Below are 16309 nucleotides of genomic sequence, written 5' to 3'. Positions count from 1 at the left end.
CTTGCTCGGGTTGCCGTGGTTGATCTTGCACCTATTCATGCCGTGGGGTCCTACTGACGACATGACCTGCGGGAATTTCTTGAAGATGTTTTTCTCCGGAATGCGGGCTTACCGGTGGCGTGGGGGAGGGCTGGTTCCCGTTTGTCCGGCCAAGAGGGGTGTGTACGTTGTCCACACCGGAGTGAGTTTCCTGCCGTTGCTGCTTTGTGGCTCGCTCCTTGCCTGCTTCCCACGAGACGGGAAAGAAGACCCCCGGAAACCCAGGGATCTTCCTGCCTCAACTCACGCAACTTCAGGTAAGGGGTTTGCTGGGTGCAGCGGACCCATCCGAGGTGCCTCTGGCGCAGGCAGTGCTGTCACACCGTGGGGGCGATGTTCTGGTTCAACCGGAATAGATTGGTGGAGTCGTATTCGTTTTTCAGTTCCACGAGCCGCCGGTATGTATCCGCCGGGTACGACGCCCGGACGAGCGCCGTATTCGCTTCACCTGTGAAATTCACGTAGGCCGTCACATCCGGACCGAGCGCAGACGTCACGCCCCGGGCCCATTCGACGACATCCGCGAAGCCTTCCGCTGTCGGCGTGCGCGCAACAACATTGACGATGAATTCCTGGTCGCGGAGTGCGAAGGCCGTTGCTTCGGCAGGAACCCGGCCGACCGCGCCGCCAAGGTGGTGCAGGTGAATCTGCGTCATGGTGCTGGGCAATGCCGCAAACGAGTCCAGCAGCACGCGCACGGACGCGTCGTCGGCGGCGCGCAGAAATGCCGAGCGGAAATAGTTGTGCACGCCCCGCGGGTACAGCGGATCGAGCGCCTGCTGCCATCCCGCGTACGGGTTGGCCGTGAACACATCGGCGATGACCGTGCCCAATGACCGGAAGGGTGCGGTGGCAGCCTCGCCGGCATCTAGATCGCCGGACCAGCACCCTCCCACAGCGATGACCGGCTTGCCGTGCACTGATTCTGGCAGGAACGGGACCGGCGGCGCCATGGTCATGTTGACCAGCGTGGTCAGCTCATCGGGGGCCGCCGCGCAGGCCGCCCGATAGCCCCGCAACACCTGCTCCGCTTCTTCTGCGGGGTAGAAAACCAGGCCGGAAAGGACCATGGGCCCCACTTCGTGCAATTGATACTCGAAGGACGTCACCACACCGAAATTGCCGCCGCCGCCGCGCAGCCCCCAGAACAGATCGGGGTGCTCATCGGCACTGGCGTGAATAAACTGCCCGTCAGCAGTGACGACGTCGGCGCCGACCAGGTTGTCGCTGGCCAGCCCGTGCTTGCGCACGAGCCAGCCGATGCCGCCGCCGGTGGTGAAGCCGGCGATGCCGGTTGAGGACACCAGGCCACCGGTCACCGCAAGCCCGAATTGCTGGGTCTCCGCATCCAGGTCCTTCCAGGTACACCCTGCCTGTGCCGCCACGCGGCGGCGGGCAGGGTCCACCTGGACCCCCTTCATCAGCGAAAGGTCCAGCACGATACCGTCGTCGACGGTGGAAAACCCGGGGATCGAATGTCCACCGCCGCGAACCGACAACGGCAACCCCTCGCTGCGCGCGAGATCGACCGTGCGGATCACGTCTGCCACACCCGCACAGCGTGCGATGAGCGTCGGGCGCCGGTCGTGGGCCCCGTTCCAGATGCTGCGTTCGTGGTCGTAGTCCGCGTCCCCTGGCCTGACGACCGTGCCGCGCAGCCCGGCGGCGAACTCGGCGATGGTGGCCTCGCCGATGCGGGTCGGCCTAGTCTGCGTCGTTGTCACGATGCGTTCCTCCTGATTGCTGTTGGTTGGTCAGATCTCTTTGTCAGATCCAGGAATCACGCTAGTGAACCGTACTCAACGAGCACTCAACGCCGTCTCAACATCATCATCCGGGTCCCGCCTACGCAGTGCGGCCAGCCGCTGACCGGCGATGAGGCATTTCGTTCGGTCGAAAATTTCCCCAGCCCTGTCAATTTCTCGGGCCGCCCGATGTGGGTCGCCGAGCTCGTTGGATAGCTCTGCCACCATCAACCGTTGCCAGCCAGTGTGTCGCCGCCATGGGGCGACTTTTTCCGCTGCCTGCCTGTACATTTCCCGCGCTGCCCGGACCTCCCCGGAGATCAATTCGGCGGCACCGAGAATGGTCAGCGTGGCGCCCATTCCCACCTGATCTCCCGCGGACTCGAACCCTGAAAGGCAACGCCGAGCGTCTGTCAGGCCGCGGTCGATATCACCACCCATGGCGCGGAGCAGGGCGATATTAATCTCGGTCAGCAGCTCGCCGCGTCGGTCGCCGAGACCGAGCCGAAGCTCCCGCGCCAAGGACAGGGCCTCATCGGCCGCACTGTGGTCGCCACAGTCGCGCAGAATGCAGCCAAGTTGGTGGAGTGTTTGCGCCCTGGCCAGGTCATCTCCTAACTCGGCGAAATGTTCGGCTGCATCCGTGATGACGGATATCGCAGACTGAGTGTCTCTCGAAAGCCTGGCCGCGTAGCCGATCGCGGACAGCACGTAGCCTTTGGCTTGGATGACGCCGACCCGCCGGCCCAACAGCAGGGTTTCCTCGACGCAGGGCACCAACCGTCCGGCGATCGGGACCAGTTGCAGGCTGGGCGTGATCACCGGCAGGAAGGGTGGAGTGCTGGTATCAGACTGCGCGAGTTCGCTCAGGCAGGTGTTTAGGTGACGGGCGGCGAGTGGTCCGTCCTCCCGGGACAACGCGCACTGGCCGAGCAGCCAACTGCTGGCTGCGCAATGTTCGGGTCTGCCACCCTCGACTGCCTCGGTGTGCACGTCGGCCGCCAGCTGTTCGGCCTCGTCCAGGTCGAAAGTGCTCCAGGCGAGCGAGGTCTCAATGAGCCGGGCCATCGTCACCTCGTCGGGGTTGCCGATCTCCCGCATAATTGCCAGGGCCTCCGCGCCGAGCGCCCGATGCCGATCGCCACGGCCCTGCCGGCTGTCCAGCCCGGTCAGGCCGATCAGGGCAGCCGCGCGCGGCCGGGTCGGGTCGGGAGCCACCGCCAAGGCACGCTCCACCCAACGTGCTCCCTCGACCGCGTGACCGCGGAGGAACCAGAACCGCCACAGGCTGGCCGCGAGCCGGAGCGCGGTCCCGGGCTCGTGGGCGCACGACCAGCGCAGCGCAGCGCGCAGGTTGTCGTGCTCGCGGTCGAGCAACTTCGGCTGTTCGATGACCACCCCGGTGGCCCGTTCGGGATTGTGGGATTCGGCGACGGCAAGGAAGTAGGCGCAATGCGCAGCCGCCAGTTGAGCCGCCTCACCTGCATGATCGAGATTCTCTTGGCCAAACTGGCGGACCGTCTCCAATTGCCGGTATCGGGTCCCGGCGCCCCTCCTTTCGGTGACCACCAAAGACTTGTCCACCAGCTTGGCCAACAGGTCGAGCAGTTCGACCTGCTGGAGGGGCGCGTCAGCGCAGACTGCTGCCACAGCGTCGAGGGTGAAACCACCCGCGAACACAGACAGCCGGCGCAGCAGAACCTGCTCCGGTTTGGTGAGCAGTTCGTGGCTCCATTCCAAGGTGCCACGCAGCGTCTGGTGCCGTGTGACGCCGCTGGTTCCCCCGCCGAGCATGGACAAAGCATCGCCCAATCCCTGGACGATCTCGGCGGGTTCGAGTACGGCCGTCCTGGCCGCGGCCAATTCGAGGGCCAGCGGCATCCCGTCGAGCCGTCGGCACAACTCTGTCACCCCCTGCGCGTTGTCGGCGTCGAGCGCGAAACCCGGCCGGACCTGCGCTGCCCGCTCAACGAAAAGCCGGACAGAGGGCAGACGGCCCAGCACGGCCAGGTCCAGAGCGTCAGTCGGCAGGGGCGAGGGCAGGGGCAGGGGCAGGGGCAATGACGGCACCCGGTAGGTGTACTCCCCGTCGGCATGGAGTGGCTCCCGGCTGGTGGCCAGCACTTTAACCCCAGGGGATCCGTCAAGTAGCGCGACGACGAGTTGCGCACAGGCCGCGAGCAAGTGTTCGCAGTTGTCCAGCACGAGGAGCAGCGAGCGTCGCCGCAGTTGGTCGACCAGCGCTTGCACGCGGCTTGGTGCAGCGCCGGAATCCAACCCGAGGACCTCGGCTACGGCATCGGCCACCAGCAGCGACTCCCCAACGGCCGCGAGGTCAACGAACCAGACTCCGTCCACGTACTCAGGACGAACTGTCTTCGCGGCCTCCAAGGCCAGTCTGGTCTTGCCGCTGCCGCCAGCCCCGGTGAGGGTGAGCAGGCGAGCATGGCCCATCAGCCGCTCGACGTCAACGAGCTCACGCTCGCGCCCGATGAAGCTCGTCAACGGGGATGGCAGATAGCCGATGGCATCGTCTTTGCCGGTCACTCCGGCGGGCTGGTGGAGGCGTTCCTCGGGCGGCGAGCCGGTCAACAATTCGCGAAACAGTTCCACCGTCCGGGTGTCCGGGTCGGTCCCGAACGCGTCGAGGAGTTCGTCGACCAGCCGCTCATATCGTGCCAATGCTTCCGACCGCCGGCCCATCCCAGCCAGCACCACCATCTGCGCGCGCACGGCTCCCTCGTGGACGGGATCGGATTCGAGCGCATGGGTGAGGATGACCAACGCTTCCTCCGGTGCGCGTTGCGCCACCGTGGACGCCAGTTTCACCAGTACCTCGCGATGGATTTCCCGGAGCTCATCGCGGCGTGTCGTCAGCCAGTCCGCATCCGGCAGTTCCGGCAGAAGATCACCAGTGTACAAGTCGGCCGCATCGCGCAGGCCGGCCTCGACACCTGCAGCCAACGCTGCCACGGCCGAACGCTCGAACTGCAGGACATCGACATCGACCGGGCCAGTGTCATCCAGCACGACCACTTCACCGCGGATGGCGAGCAGCCCGTCGCTGCCGGCTCCAGCGCTAGCGAGCGCACGGCGAGCGACGTACAGGGTCTGATGCAGATTCCGTGCGGCGGCCACCGGCTCCATGTCAGGCCACAGGCGGTCCAGTACCTGCTCGCGACGGTTACGCTGACCACGCGCCAGCGCCAGCATTGCCACCACGGCCTTTGCCTTCTGCAGCCGCCAGTGGCTGTTCTCGACGGCGTTCCCGTTGACGTACACGATGAACGAGCCGAGAAGCTGGATGCGCAACCCGCTTTGGGTAGGCTTCATGGTTCTTCAGTATCCGCCCGCCAACCGGGGTTGTCGAACAACGAAATTTCCACACGCGCGCTGCCTTGGCGCACTCTGTGAGCGCCCCATCAGGCACTCATGACAACGGCACCGCAGGTCACTGCCCGGGGTGTGGCACGTCGGGGGCCCGCTTACGGGAGGCTTCGCTGCCGTTTTACGGGGCACCTCTTTGCGGAACGCCTGAGCCGTTAGCCAGGGTTGCCGGCTGCCGGTATCGGTTCATCTTTTAGGCCGGGCGGGCGCTAGTTGAAAGGCTGCTTTCGTTTGGTCCGTGTTCTGTGAGTTGCTGAAGTTCGCGGAGAATCTCCAACTGCTGGCGGTTAATGTCCATCAGGAGATCGATCTCTTCCTTGGACTTCAGGTTCGTAGTGTAGTCATGCTGGGCCATGGCCCCTGCGATGGCATCCTGGCGTTTGGCGGCGATGAGCAGAATTGCTCCTTGCAGACCGGCCAGCATGGACAGAAAGAGGTTAAGAAGGATGTAGGGGTACGGATCCCAGGCATGGGTCGCCAGCGCCCAGGTGTTTACGGCGGCCCAGACCAGCATGAAGGCGATGAAACCTCCCACGAAAGGCCAGCTCCCCATCCCGTTTCGCATGAGGTCCGCGGCCTGCTGCCCGCGGGTGAGGGAAGCCTTGTGCTTGTCGTGCCAGGTGTTCGGTTCTCCGGTCATCCTCCACCCTAACCAGACCCGACGGCTGGGACCTGCTTCTCCGTTAGTCTGCGCCATGAGTCCTAGCCCTCCGGTGCCGTCGGTTCTCCCGGCACCTGCCCCGTGGCGGTGACTCCGGGACTGGTGCTCAGCTGCCGGGACGAAATGGAGGGAATGCAGTTCGAGTCCTACCTCGGGATGGCTCGCTTTTGGTGCTCTTCGCTCATGCCCCGGTGGCTGTGGAGCATCAGTCTGAGTTGGGCGTTCGTGCCGCCTTCAATCCGGTTGGTAGTGGAGGCCATCTCGAGTCCGGTGAACTCGTGGTTCTGCCGCTACGTATCACCTTCCCCGGATGAGGCCCACGCCCGCGTTACGGGTAGACAATGGTCGGACTTGCGTGCGGCAGGGTTCCCTGCCGCATTCCATTTCGGAAAGGGGCCTCCAGTGTCCAGACCACACCCGATCCTCGCCGGATCGATCGCAGCCGGGGCAGCCATCGTACTGCTCACGGGTTGCGGCACGTCCAGCCCCGGCACCAGTGTCAGCAGCGCCAGAGCGGAGAAGAACGTTTCGCAGGCCTGCGCTGCTGCCAGTGCCTTCGCCGGATCCCTGACAAATTTCAAACAGACACTCAAACCTGGTGCCACGATAGAACAGATCAAATCGGCACGGGAACAGGTCGCGAAGACCTACGACGACCTGGTCAAGGCCAGCCAGGATGTAGCCAAAGACGAAATGGACGCAGTTAAGACGGCCGAAAACAAGTTCGACGCAGCCGTCAGAGCCGTCCCGGATGATGCCACCCTTACTCAGGCGGCCGCCTCCCTGCGGGACGACGCCGCCAACGTCCAGGCCGCGGTCAGTGACCTCCAAACGGCGACTAAATGCTGACCTCAAGGCCCCTCCGGGCAGGTCTGCAGCTAGCCTCAGTCCTGCCCGGCTGCATTCCCGACCCACTCCGCTCCTACAGAAAGCAGGGAAGTTGACATGAGTTTCTGGGAAAACTTTTGGGATATTTTCTGGTGGTTCTTCCTCGTATACGCGTTCATCGCCTTCCTCTGGGCGTTGTTCGCCGTCATCGGCGACTTGTTCCGCGACGACATGCTGAGCGGTTGGTGGAAAGCCGTCTGGATCCTCTTCCTGGTCTTCGTGCCCTTGTTGGGTGTGCTGGTCTACGTGATTGCCCGCGGTAAGGGCATGACGGAGCGGTCCATGGCACGGGCCCAGGAGAACCGGGAGGCCTCGGATGCTTACATCCGCAGCGTCGCTGCACCGAGTCCGAGCGACGAGATCTCCAAAGCCACGGCTCTTCGGGACTCCGGAACAATCAGCGCTGATGAATTCGAAAGAATCAAGACCAAGGCTCTGGTCTGAGAGCGCCATCGACCCAGCACCGCGTGGCAGCAGATGCAATGACCATGGACGAGGTGGTGTCTTAGTCCTCGACCAGGGTGCGGTGTCCTTCTGCGCAACCTCCAGACTGTCGCTCCATGCCATTGGGCGGCACGGTGGCCGGTTGCCAGCCGTCGAGGGCGTTCCCGCAGGCGGTTCGGACCGGCCGAGGCTGCGAGGCATAACCCGATCAGTGGACTCTCTGGCTGCCCACAGGAAGCCGGGCTACTATCCGGCTGTCACTCCGTTTAGAAAAGGAGAACCCCTTGTCTGAAGAATCAGTAGGGAGCGTCGTGCTGGTGATGCACGACCTGCCGGCCGCGGAGAGCTGCGGTGTCATGGCCGTCCAGAACCCGGCGCCGCCCCTTGCCGGCGCTATCGGCCGTGGAGCCGGCCGATGCCTGGCTGGTCGCGTCGGCAGTCCGGTCCCGCGGCCAATGCCTTGGGTTGCGGGCTGATGTCTACAGACCAGGTGCCCACAACCCGGCGCCCTCTCGGCCAGGGTCACAGCATGGCCAGGCACTCGGTCGGGGCCGAGACACTGATCAAAGCCCGAAGCTCCACCGTCTGGGACGTCATCACCGATGCACGGAACTTCACCGTCTGGGAATCCGGCATCACGCACATCAGGGGCGAGTTGCGCAACGGTGGCACCATCAGAATCCGAACCCACACCGGAGGGGAGCGCACCTTCCGGCTGCGCGTCCAGCAGATGCCCGGCGAGGTGATGACCTGGACCCAGGGCCTGCCTCTGGGCCTGCTCACCGGGGTGCGCACCTTCACGCTTGAACCGCTGGGCGGCATGACGCACCTGCTCGTAAGAGAAGAGTTCACTGGCCCGCTTTGCGGGCTGCTGCTCCGGGAGTTTGCGTCCGACACGCAGCAGGCTTTCACCGATTACGTTAGCGCGGTCAGGAAACGCGCAGAAATCCTCGGCCGACACGTTCGAACCACGGGATCATGAGCGCCATCGGAGAAGCGCGCAGCGTCCAAGAGCGCCCGACGCCGCCCGAGCGTGCTCTGGGCCATACTCCCCGACGGAGCTCTAGTGGCGGTCTGAGGTTACGACACCGGTTGTCTGCAGAACACGTTCAGAAAAGCCACGGATCCACCCCCGCGGGCCCTTGTTGGGTCGGCCCTATCGGTTTAGTGTGGGGCCCGTCGGGCAGTGTGCGCATGGATGCACGCTGGATGGGGACCGGACGGGATCATCCAGCACGCCTTCGGTGCCTTAAAAGCGAAGGAACGTAATGGCGATGATGGCTGAACCGGAAATCCACCCGCCGCCCCCTTTGGCCGGCCGGGGCGTCTATCTGCTGGACGACCACGAGGTCGTGAGACGGGGCCTGCGCCATCTGCTGGAGTCCGAAGGTCTCAGCATCGCCGGAGAATCAGGATCCGCGCACCGGGCGTTCCGGCGAATCCCTGCCCTCCGCCCGGAGCTGGTCATCCTTGACGATGATCTCCCCGACGGTTCAGGTGCCGACGTGTGCCGGGCCATCGCTGCGGCGGACCCGACCATCCGGTGCCTCCTGATGACCGGAGATGCCAACGAAGCCGTGCTGATCGACTCGATTCTGGCCGGCGCATGGGGGTGCCTGTCCAAACAGGACGGCAGCTGCGAACAGCTCAGGCTCATCCGCCGTGCCCTGGCCGGGCACACCGCGTACAGCGGCCGGTTCCGGACCGCGCTCGTTACCCCGCTCGTCGGGCCCGCAACCCAGTCCCTGGATAGGAGACTTCTGACCCTTACGAGACAGGAAATGAATACCGCCATCCGACTGGGGAGAGGGCTGACCAACCGCCAGATCAGCCAGGAAATGTCGCTGGCGGAAAAGACCGTGAAGAATCTGACCTCAACCATTCTGAGGAAACTCGGCATGGCGAGCAGGACGCAGGCCGCCGTGTTCATCACCAGGGCGCTGAATTCTTCTAACGACCCTGCCGACGGCGGATACCGGTTTAGCCCATCCCCGGCTCTGATCGCGGAGGTCACGGCAGCGCTGCTGACCTGCACCAGCGAGTCCTGCACCGTGCCACCCACAGACGAAGTGCGGGCAAGGGACGTCCGGCGGCTTACCGACGCACTCATGGCGACCCGGACCGATCGGATGGGACCCCACCTGCTGCCCGGGAGGACTTAAAAACCCGGAATGCGGCGAACCGCGCTCCCGGCTCCAGCACACAGAAGATCCGGCGGGTTTGCGGGGCTGAGGGGAACGCCTAACTTGAAGTCCGGCGTTCAAAATCCTTTGCCTGGGACCGCACGGTGCCCCCTCGTCTGGTGAGGGAGTCAGGCTGCGCATTCAGTACAGTAGCGGTGGCCGTTCTTCTGCCGATCCACGACCCCAGGCAATTGGTGGACACCGGGCGTTAGTGCGAGCACTTGATTGTGTCAGCGAGACAGCAGTACGCCGACCTGGGTCCGGATGTCCTGAACGATCTCGTCGATGCTCAATGCGGCGTTCACGGTCGCTGCCATGCTGAGGAACATTATGGCGGTGACGATGCGGGCCGTCGTAGCGGCATCCTGCGCACGAGGCAGCTCCTGCCTGCCCAGGACGGCAGCGATGGCCTCCTCGGTCTGCGCGACGATGGAGAGGGCCTCAGCGTGACGGGGCTCCGCGGGATCACCGAAGACCATTTCCCGCAGGTACGTGCGTCCGTTGTCGACCTGGACGCGGTTGCATTCCACGATCGGCCGTACGATTGCCAGCACCGCATCGAGGGTATCCGGGGTGGTTTCGGCATCAACCCGACCTTGCTGAAGCGCTTCGGCGTAGTGTGCGTTCTGCACGAGGAGGAGGAGTTCGCCTTTGGTCTTCGCGTAAAGGAACAGGGTCCCGGTGCCTATGTCCGCCTTGTCGGCAATCTGCTGGGTCGTGACATCCTCGATGCCGTGCTCGGCCAGCAGTTCGCTTGCCGCGGCCGTGATGCGGTCCAGCTTCTGCTGCTTGTTCCGCTCGCGCCGTCCGACCGGCTGGGAGGCGAGAGACATGGTAATGGATCCTCCGGAATAGATTCTGACTGCACTCAGTTATGAGTGTAGTCACTACTGTGTGGGTTCGAATGTTCCTTCGTTCATTCTCCCACGCACGGGCCGAACCCCAGTGTTCCGCCCCGGCAGAGTGGTGGCGCTATTACCCCGCGACGCAAAGGACCGCACACATGACTTCCTCCCTCTGGCAACCCTTCACCCTCGGCAATGTGGAGCTGCCGCACCGGCTCGCGCTGGCCCCGCTGACCCGGAGCCGCGCAAACCCTGATGGCACCCCCGGGGAACTGGCCGCGGAGTACTACGGCCAACGCGCCTCGCTCGGGCTGATCATCACCGAGGGCACGCAGCCGTCCGAGGATGGCCAGGGCTATCTGAACACCCCCGGCATCTACACTCCTGAACACATCGAGGGATGGCGAAAGATCGCCGACACGGTGCATGCACGCGGCGGGGCCCTGTTCATCCAACTGATGCACGTCGGCCGGATGTCGCACCCGGATAACACCCCGCACCACCGTCAGCCCGTGGGCCCGTCGGCGATCTCGTCCGAGCAGGACATGTTCACTCCAACGGGCCCGCAGAAGACGCCGGTGCCGCGTGAGCTGACTGCCGAAGACATCCAGGCCACCATCGCCGGGTTCCGCCACGCCGCAGCCTCCGCTATCGCAGCGGGAGCGGACGGCGTGGAGATCCACAGCGCAAACGGGTACCTGCTCCACCAGTTCCTCTCGCCAAACTCGAACCACCGCACGGACGAATACGGCGGATCCGTGGAGAACCGGTCCCGGTTCGTCGTCGCGGTCGCCCGCGCGGTGGCCGAGGAGATCGGGGCAGACCGGACCGGCATCCGCATCTCACCGGCGTTCCCGCTGGGCGGAATCAATGAAGGGGACCCCGCCGACGTCCGGACACAGTACCGCCACCTGGTCGGCGAACTCGCCACACTGGACCTTGCGTACCTGCACGTACACCACCTCGGTGACGACGAACTGCTGCGGTCCTTCCGCGACGCGTGGCCTGCGGCCATCCTCGTCGTCCGCTATGGGCGCGACCGCGAGCAGATTGCCGACGACATCAACGCCGGGCTCGCGGACATCGCGCCGCTGGGCCGCTTCGCCCTGGCGAACCCCGACATTGTTAAGCGCCTGCGCACCGGTGCGCCACTGAACGAGGTGGACCCGGCAACCCTGTATGGCGGCGGCGCGGCCGGGTACACCGACTATCCGGCCTTGGCGCACGCCTAATCGTCTGCCGCAGGTCGCACGCCACCGACTTTACCTACCCCGTACCGATCAGAAAGAAGAAACAGCCATGCCCTCACTCAACGGAGCAGTCGTCCTCGTCACCGGAGCCAACGGCGGAATCGGCACGCAGTTCGTGCACGAAGCACTCGCCCGGGGAGCTGCAAAGGTTTATGCCTCCGCCCGCACCCCCCGCACTTGGAACGACGAGCGCATCGTTCCGCTCGCCTTGGACGTCACCGACTCCGCCTCCATCCAGGCGGCGGTCGAGGCGGCACCGGATGTGACCGTGCTGATCAACAACGCCGGCGCGTCGGTCTCCAGTGCCGGGATCCTCACCCACACGGACGAGGAGATCCGCAGGAACGTCGAGACGAACTTTCTCGGGCCCCTCTTCGTCGCCCGCGCGTTCGCCCCGGTCTTGTCGGTGAAGGACGGAGCGATGATCATCGACATCCACTCGGCCCTGAGCTGGTACGCCGTCGCCGGCATCTACAGCGCGACCAAAGCCGCCCTCTGGTCCGCGACTAACTCCCTCCGCCTCGAACTCGCCCCCGCCGGCGTGCACGTCGTCGGCGTCCATGTCGCATACGTCGACACCGCGATGGCCGCGCATGCCACCGACCCGAAGCTCGACCCGGCCGTGCTGGTGCGCACCGTGTTCGACGCCACCGAGGCAGGGCAGTACGAGGTCCTCGCCGACGACACGTCTGTCCAGCTCAAGGCCGGACTCAGCGCACCGCTCGAAGCGGTCTACCCGCAGTTGGCGGCGACGAACGCATAAGGGAACAACCGGTGCCACCGCGTTCACCAAAAGTGAGCGCGGTGGCACCACTCCCGCCCGAATCGATCGCCTGGTGCCTTGGCCTTCACGTCACATGCCGGGATAGTCACGCCAATGGCTGTGCCCGCCCGTATTCACGGGCGGGCACAGCCACAGTGGCTCTCAGCTCTGTTGGCGGGATCGTGTCAGGTACGTGCTGGTCAGTGGGCGAGGAATTCTACGGCGACGGGGGAGAACCTGTCGTGGAACTGGAAGATTCCGCCGTGGCCCGAGTCGGGGTAGATGATCAGCTCGGATCCCTTGATGCGCCGGTGCAGGTCCCCGGACAGGACCGACGGCACCATGCGGTCGTTGTCGCCGTTGGCGATGAGGGTGGGGTGGGTGAGCCTTGACAGGTCCGACGGCGCGGAGCGGCCGAACTTCCGGATTGCCTTCAGCTGAGTCTGGAAGGCTTTGGTGCTGATCGGCTTGTCGCGGTCGACAGTGCGCTCCTGCAAGCGCCTGATGAACGCCTTCGCGGCCGGCTTGCCGGTCGCGTTGCGGTTAAAGAACAGGAACTCCTTCGGGTCCGAGCGCGCCTCGCTCGGGACGTCCCAGTAGGTGGCGCCGACGACCTTGTCGATGTCCTTGCCGCCCCGCGGCCCGGTACCAGCCAGCACGAGCTTGCGGACGAGGTTGGGATGCTTGAGGACCAGGTCCTGGGCGATCATGCCGCCCATTGAGAAGGAGAAGACGTCGACCTGGTCGAGCCCGAGGGCCTTGATGAAGGTGTAGGTGTCGTCGGCCATCGCCTCGATGCTGTCGGGAACCTGCCCGGTGGAGGCGCCGACACCGCGCTGGTCGAAGGTGATGACGTGGCGGTTCTTCGCGATGGGCTCGATGATGCGCGGGTCCCAGTTGTCCAGGGTCGCGGCAAGGTGCACGAAGAATACGACGGGGATGCCGGTCTTGGGCCCCAGCTCGCGGTAGGCGTAGGTGACGCCACCTGAAGTGATGGAGCGTGTGGCGGCCTTCGCGTACGAGGTGACGACAGAGCCGTTCGGGGTGTCAAAGCTGCTCATGCTGGTAGTCCTCCTGGGTGGTCTGTGAGGTGAATGGCTGCCAGCGGCTCAGGAGGGAAGGGTGACGACGGCTTTGCCGCGGAGGCCGCCCTTGGCCAGCGACTCGAGCGCCTGTGGGGTCTGGGCGAAGTCGAAGACCCGTCCAACGACCGGGCGCAGCACGCCGTCGTCAACCAGGGCGGTGATCTGGCGCAGCTGGTCGCCGCTGGCACGCATGAAGAGGAACTCGTAGCTGACGCCGAGCTTCTTCGCCTGCCGCCGGATCCTGCTGCTGAGCCCCGCGATCGCCAGGCGCAGCACAGGGTTAAGGCCGGCTTTGCGCGCGAATGCCGGGTCCGGCGGGCCGGCGATTCCGATCGCCTTCCCGCCGGGCTCGAGGATGCGCAGTGACTTGACGAGGTTCTCCCCGCCGAGGCTGTCGAGCACCAGATCGTACCCGGTGAGGAGCTGTTCGAAGTCCTGCGTACGGTAGTCGATCACAGTGTCCGCGCCGAGATCGCGCACGAAGTCGGCGTTGGAGGCACTGGCGGTGGTCGCGACGGTGGCGCCGAGGTGCTTGGCGAGTTGGATCGCGATCGACCCGACCCCGCCGGCCCCGGCGTGAATGAGGACTTTCTGCCCCGGACGTACGTTGCCTTGCTCAACGAGGGCCTGCCACGCCGTAAGTGCAACCAGCGGTAGTGAGCCAGCCTCCTCCATGCTGATCGATGCGGGTTTCAGTGCCAGATCGGCCTCGGTGATGGCGATGCGTTCGGCGAACGTGCCGATGCGGTCTTTGTCGGGGCGGGCGTAGACCTCGTCACCGGGTTTGAAGCCGCGCACCTCTGCCCCGACACGGATGACTGTGCCGGCGGCATCGTTGCCAAGGATCAGCTGCAGCTTGTACGGGAGGATCTGCTTGAACTCACCCAGGCGGATCTTTTCGTCCAATTGGTTGAGGCCAGCTGCCTGGACCTGGACCAGCACATCGCGGTCGCCGACGGTCGGCTCAGGGACGTCTGCTGCGCGAAGCGGCTCCTTGTACTTGGTGACGACGAATGCCCTCATGGCGTGCTGCTCCTCTATGACGTACGGTTTGGTTAAACATGAGCCTACTCAATTTTGAGTTGACTCAGAAATATTGTCAAGTGAACCGTTAGGTGCGCGCGTTCATTTGAATATTCGGGCCACGTTCCCGCGATGGATCTTCAGGAAGCATGCAATCTCCGCATAGGGGTCCTGATCGGTGATGGTGACAGCCGGTGGGAAGCCGCAGAGGAACGGGACCAGTGCGCGCCTGCGGGGCGCTTGCCCGTGTTCGTGAGTCCGTGCGTCAACGTTGATCGGTCGCTGTCAAGTTTTCCGGGAGGGCGCGGAGGTCCGCGTACTCCCCGGCGGTGTAGGGTCAGCGCAGTCAGGACACCATGACTTCGAATTGGCGTGTGGCCGGGAGGGGCTGGCGGACCTTTGTCCGGCCAAAGATAGCGTGGACATTGTCCATACCCGTTTACACCTGATGCCGTTGCTGGTGACTGGGCCCCTACCTGCCTATTTCAGCTAACACGAGTTCATGCAGCCCACGAGTCCTATGTGACATGACTTTCAATGGCAGTCACGCGCCGGTGCCCTTCTCGATCCTGCCGGTCTGGGAGGGTGCGCCAACCAGGATCTGTTGGATCGCCGGAGCCACGGTCGCCACCAGTTTCTCCGTGTCCGCGTCGACCAGCACAGGCACACCGATGATCCGCCTGCTGGTGACGATACCGACCAGCATCGATGAGGCGAGTCCAGCCCGGAGGGCGGCATCGTCATCGCTGCGGCCGCTTACGCCGTGCAGCAGCCGGGATTGGATGAACTCACGCAGTTGTGCGCATGCCTGGCTGGCGAGGACCGCGACTGAAGCATCGAAGCCTTCGAACTGGTTTCCGCGCGGCGGGCACTGAAGCTGCTGAAGGGCAACCTCGGCCGCGCGCCGATACGGGCGGGTCACTGGGGACGAAGGCGGGAATCGTCAGTCTCCCATTCATCTCGGGTGATCGCGTACTCGACGTCGCCGTGCTCGTCGCCCGGAACGGACACCGGCCAGTCGGCGACGAAGGCCCGCACGAGGCGCATGCCGGATTTCTCCATCACCCTTCGGGAGGCCGTGTTGACTGCCATGGTCGAGGCTACAACCCGTTGCACCCCGAACTCGGTGAACCCCTTGGCGATCAGCGCCCGCGATCCCTCCGTCGCGTGCCCCTTTCCCCAGGCCGCGTGGCGCAACCGGTAGCCCAGCTCCGGCTGATCTTGTGGATCGTCGGGGCCTGGCCGGAAGTGGAACCAGCCCAGGAATTCCCCGGTCGTCTTCTCGATCGCGGCCCAGAACCCGTAGCCGGGAAAGCGCTGGTAGTAGTCGAGGAATGCCGGGAGGAAGTCGCCTTCTATCTCGTCCCGGGGGGTGGGGATACCGCCGGTGATGTACCGCATCACGCGCGGATCGCTGTCCAGTTCCACGAGTAGCTCCGCATCGTCGGGGGTGAACTGCCGGAGCAGAAGTCGTTCAGTCTCCAGGAAGGTGAGCATGCAGACATTCTTGCACCGGGGGGAAACCCGTCACACCGATCGGGGAGGACGGATTACCGTCGCTGGACGCGCTTATTGGCCGTTGGGAGTGGTCTCAGGCATATGTGGCCCCTGGGTGGGGGGCTCCGAAGTGGGCAAAAGGAGGGTGTGCGCAATGTGCACACCCTGGGCTTCAGACCGGGTTGTACCTGGGCCGGAGCGGGCCGGATCCCAGTTCGGAGTCAGCCGACGCGGCGATAGCGGATGTGGGTGGCCAGCGGTGAGTGGAGCACCTCGGCGGGCTCGAAGCCGAAGGATTCAACCCCGTCGAAGATGCGTTCGCCCGAACCGAGCAGGACCGGTGCGATGTCGAGGGTGAGCTCGTCGATCACGCCGGCGATCAGTGCCTGCCGGACGGTCGAGGCCCCGCCGGCGATGTCCACGCCGTTGTCCCCGGCGGCCTGGCGCGCTGCGGAGTAGGCCGCGTCGAAGCCCTCGGTGACGAAGTGGAAGGTCGTTC

The 16309-nt window shown here is 64.8% G+C and carries 16 protein-coding genes; 6 read left to right on the top strand and 10 right to left on the bottom strand.

Annotated elements, in window-relative coordinates; genetic code table 11:
- Positions 1–356: 356 nt before the first annotated feature.
- The 3 genes from AC1DNG_RS21140 to AC1DNG_RS21130 all read right to left on the bottom strand — a co-directional run bounded on the left by AC1DNG_RS21140 (position 357) and on the right by AC1DNG_RS21130 (position 5811).
- Positions 357–1763, bottom strand: a complete 1407-nt coding sequence (locus AC1DNG_RS21140; RefSeq protein WP_476888242.1) for an FAD-binding oxidoreductase — start codon at positions 1761–1763, stop codon at positions 357–359.
- Positions 1764–1838: 75 nt separating this feature from the next.
- Positions 1839–5117, bottom strand: a complete 3279-nt coding sequence (locus AC1DNG_RS21135; RefSeq protein ID WP_476888241.1) for a BTAD domain-containing putative transcriptional regulator — start codon at positions 5115–5117, stop codon at positions 1839–1841.
- A gap of 247 nt (positions 5118–5364) precedes the next feature.
- Positions 5365–5811 (bottom strand): DUF1003 domain-containing protein, encoded by a 447-nt coding sequence (locus tag AC1DNG_RS21130; RefSeq protein ID WP_476857403.1) that lies wholly within the window; start codon positions 5809–5811, stop codon positions 5365–5367.
- 423 nt (positions 5812–6234) lie between these two features.
- On the opposite strand from AC1DNG_RS21130, the gene AC1DNG_RS21125 reads away from it, so the two are divergent.
- The 4 genes from AC1DNG_RS21125 (at position 6235) to AC1DNG_RS21110 (ending at position 9326) form a co-directional block, all read left to right on the top strand.
- Positions 6235–6681, top strand: a complete 447-nt coding sequence (locus AC1DNG_RS21125; RefSeq protein WP_476857402.1) for a hypothetical protein — start codon at positions 6235–6237, stop codon at positions 6679–6681.
- Positions 6682–6777: 96 nt separating this feature from the next.
- Entirely contained in the window at positions 6778–7164 is a 387-nt protein-coding gene (locus AC1DNG_RS21120) for an SHOCT domain-containing protein (RefSeq protein WP_230009371.1), read from the top strand.
- 529 nt (positions 7165–7693) lie between these two features.
- On the top strand, positions 7694–8146 hold the full coding sequence (locus AC1DNG_RS21115; protein WP_476857401.1) for an SRPBCC family protein: 453 nt from the start codon (positions 7694–7696) through the stop codon (positions 8144–8146).
- 286 nt (positions 8147–8432) lie between these two features.
- Positions 8433–9326, top strand: coding sequence for a response regulator (locus AC1DNG_RS21110; RefSeq protein WP_476858735.1), 894 nt, complete (start codon positions 8433–8435; stop codon positions 9324–9326).
- A gap of 251 nt (positions 9327–9577) precedes the next feature.
- Here AC1DNG_RS21110 and AC1DNG_RS21105 read toward each other — a convergent pair whose 3' ends face one another.
- A complete protein-coding gene (locus AC1DNG_RS21105; RefSeq protein WP_476858734.1) occupies positions 9578–10180 on the bottom strand; it encodes a TetR/AcrR family transcriptional regulator in 603 nt (200 codons plus the stop codon).
- Between the two features lie 170 nt (positions 10181–10350).
- On the opposite strand from AC1DNG_RS21105, the gene AC1DNG_RS21100 reads away from it, so the two are divergent.
- Together AC1DNG_RS21100 and AC1DNG_RS21095 are read left to right on the top strand one after the other, a co-directional pair.
- A complete protein-coding gene (locus tag AC1DNG_RS21100; protein WP_476857398.1) occupies positions 10351–11424 on the top strand; it encodes an alkene reductase in 1074 nt (357 codons plus the stop codon).
- Positions 11425–11491: 67 nt separating this feature from the next.
- The gene (locus AC1DNG_RS21095; RefSeq protein WP_476857397.1) at positions 11492–12205 is read left to right on the top strand and encodes an SDR family oxidoreductase; all 714 of its coding nucleotides are present in this window, start codon (positions 11492–11494) and stop codon (positions 12203–12205) included.
- A gap of 200 nt (positions 12206–12405) precedes the next feature.
- Here the strand turns inward: AC1DNG_RS21095 and AC1DNG_RS21090 are convergent, their stop codons facing one another.
- The 6 genes from AC1DNG_RS21090 to AC1DNG_RS21065 form a co-directional block, all read right to left on the bottom strand.
- Complete coding sequence (locus AC1DNG_RS21090) at positions 12406–13266, bottom strand: alpha/beta fold hydrolase (protein ID WP_476888240.1); 861 nt, start codon at positions 13264–13266, stop codon at positions 12406–12408.
- A gap of 48 nt (positions 13267–13314) precedes the next feature.
- Positions 13315–14313, bottom strand: coding sequence for an NADP-dependent oxidoreductase (locus AC1DNG_RS21085; RefSeq protein ID WP_476888239.1), 999 nt, complete (start codon positions 14311–14313; stop codon positions 13315–13317).
- A gap of 102 nt (positions 14314–14415) precedes the next feature.
- Positions 14416–14535: an acetylxylan esterase gene (locus AC1DNG_RS21080; protein WP_476851196.1), complete on the bottom strand. Its 120-nt coding sequence runs from the start codon at positions 14533–14535 to the stop codon at positions 14416–14418.
- A gap of 322 nt (positions 14536–14857) precedes the next feature.
- Complete coding sequence (locus tag AC1DNG_RS21075) at positions 14858–15235, bottom strand: TetR/AcrR family transcriptional regulator (RefSeq protein ID WP_476888238.1); 378 nt, start codon at positions 15233–15235, stop codon at positions 14858–14860.
- Positions 15232–15810 (bottom strand): GNAT family N-acetyltransferase, encoded by a 579-nt coding sequence (locus AC1DNG_RS21070; RefSeq protein ID WP_476888237.1) that lies wholly within the window; start codon positions 15808–15810, stop codon positions 15232–15234. Before AC1DNG_RS21070 ends, AC1DNG_RS21075 begins: the two co-directional genes overlap by 4 nt.
- Before the next feature lie 221 nt (positions 15811–16031).
- On the bottom strand, positions 16032–16309 hold a 278-nt coding region (locus AC1DNG_RS21065; RefSeq protein WP_476888236.1), incomplete at its 5' end, for a dihydrofolate reductase family protein.

Source organism: Arthrobacter sp. 01T425 (assembly GCF_056398725.1).
This window is presented reverse-complemented; position numbering and strand designations above follow the sequence as displayed.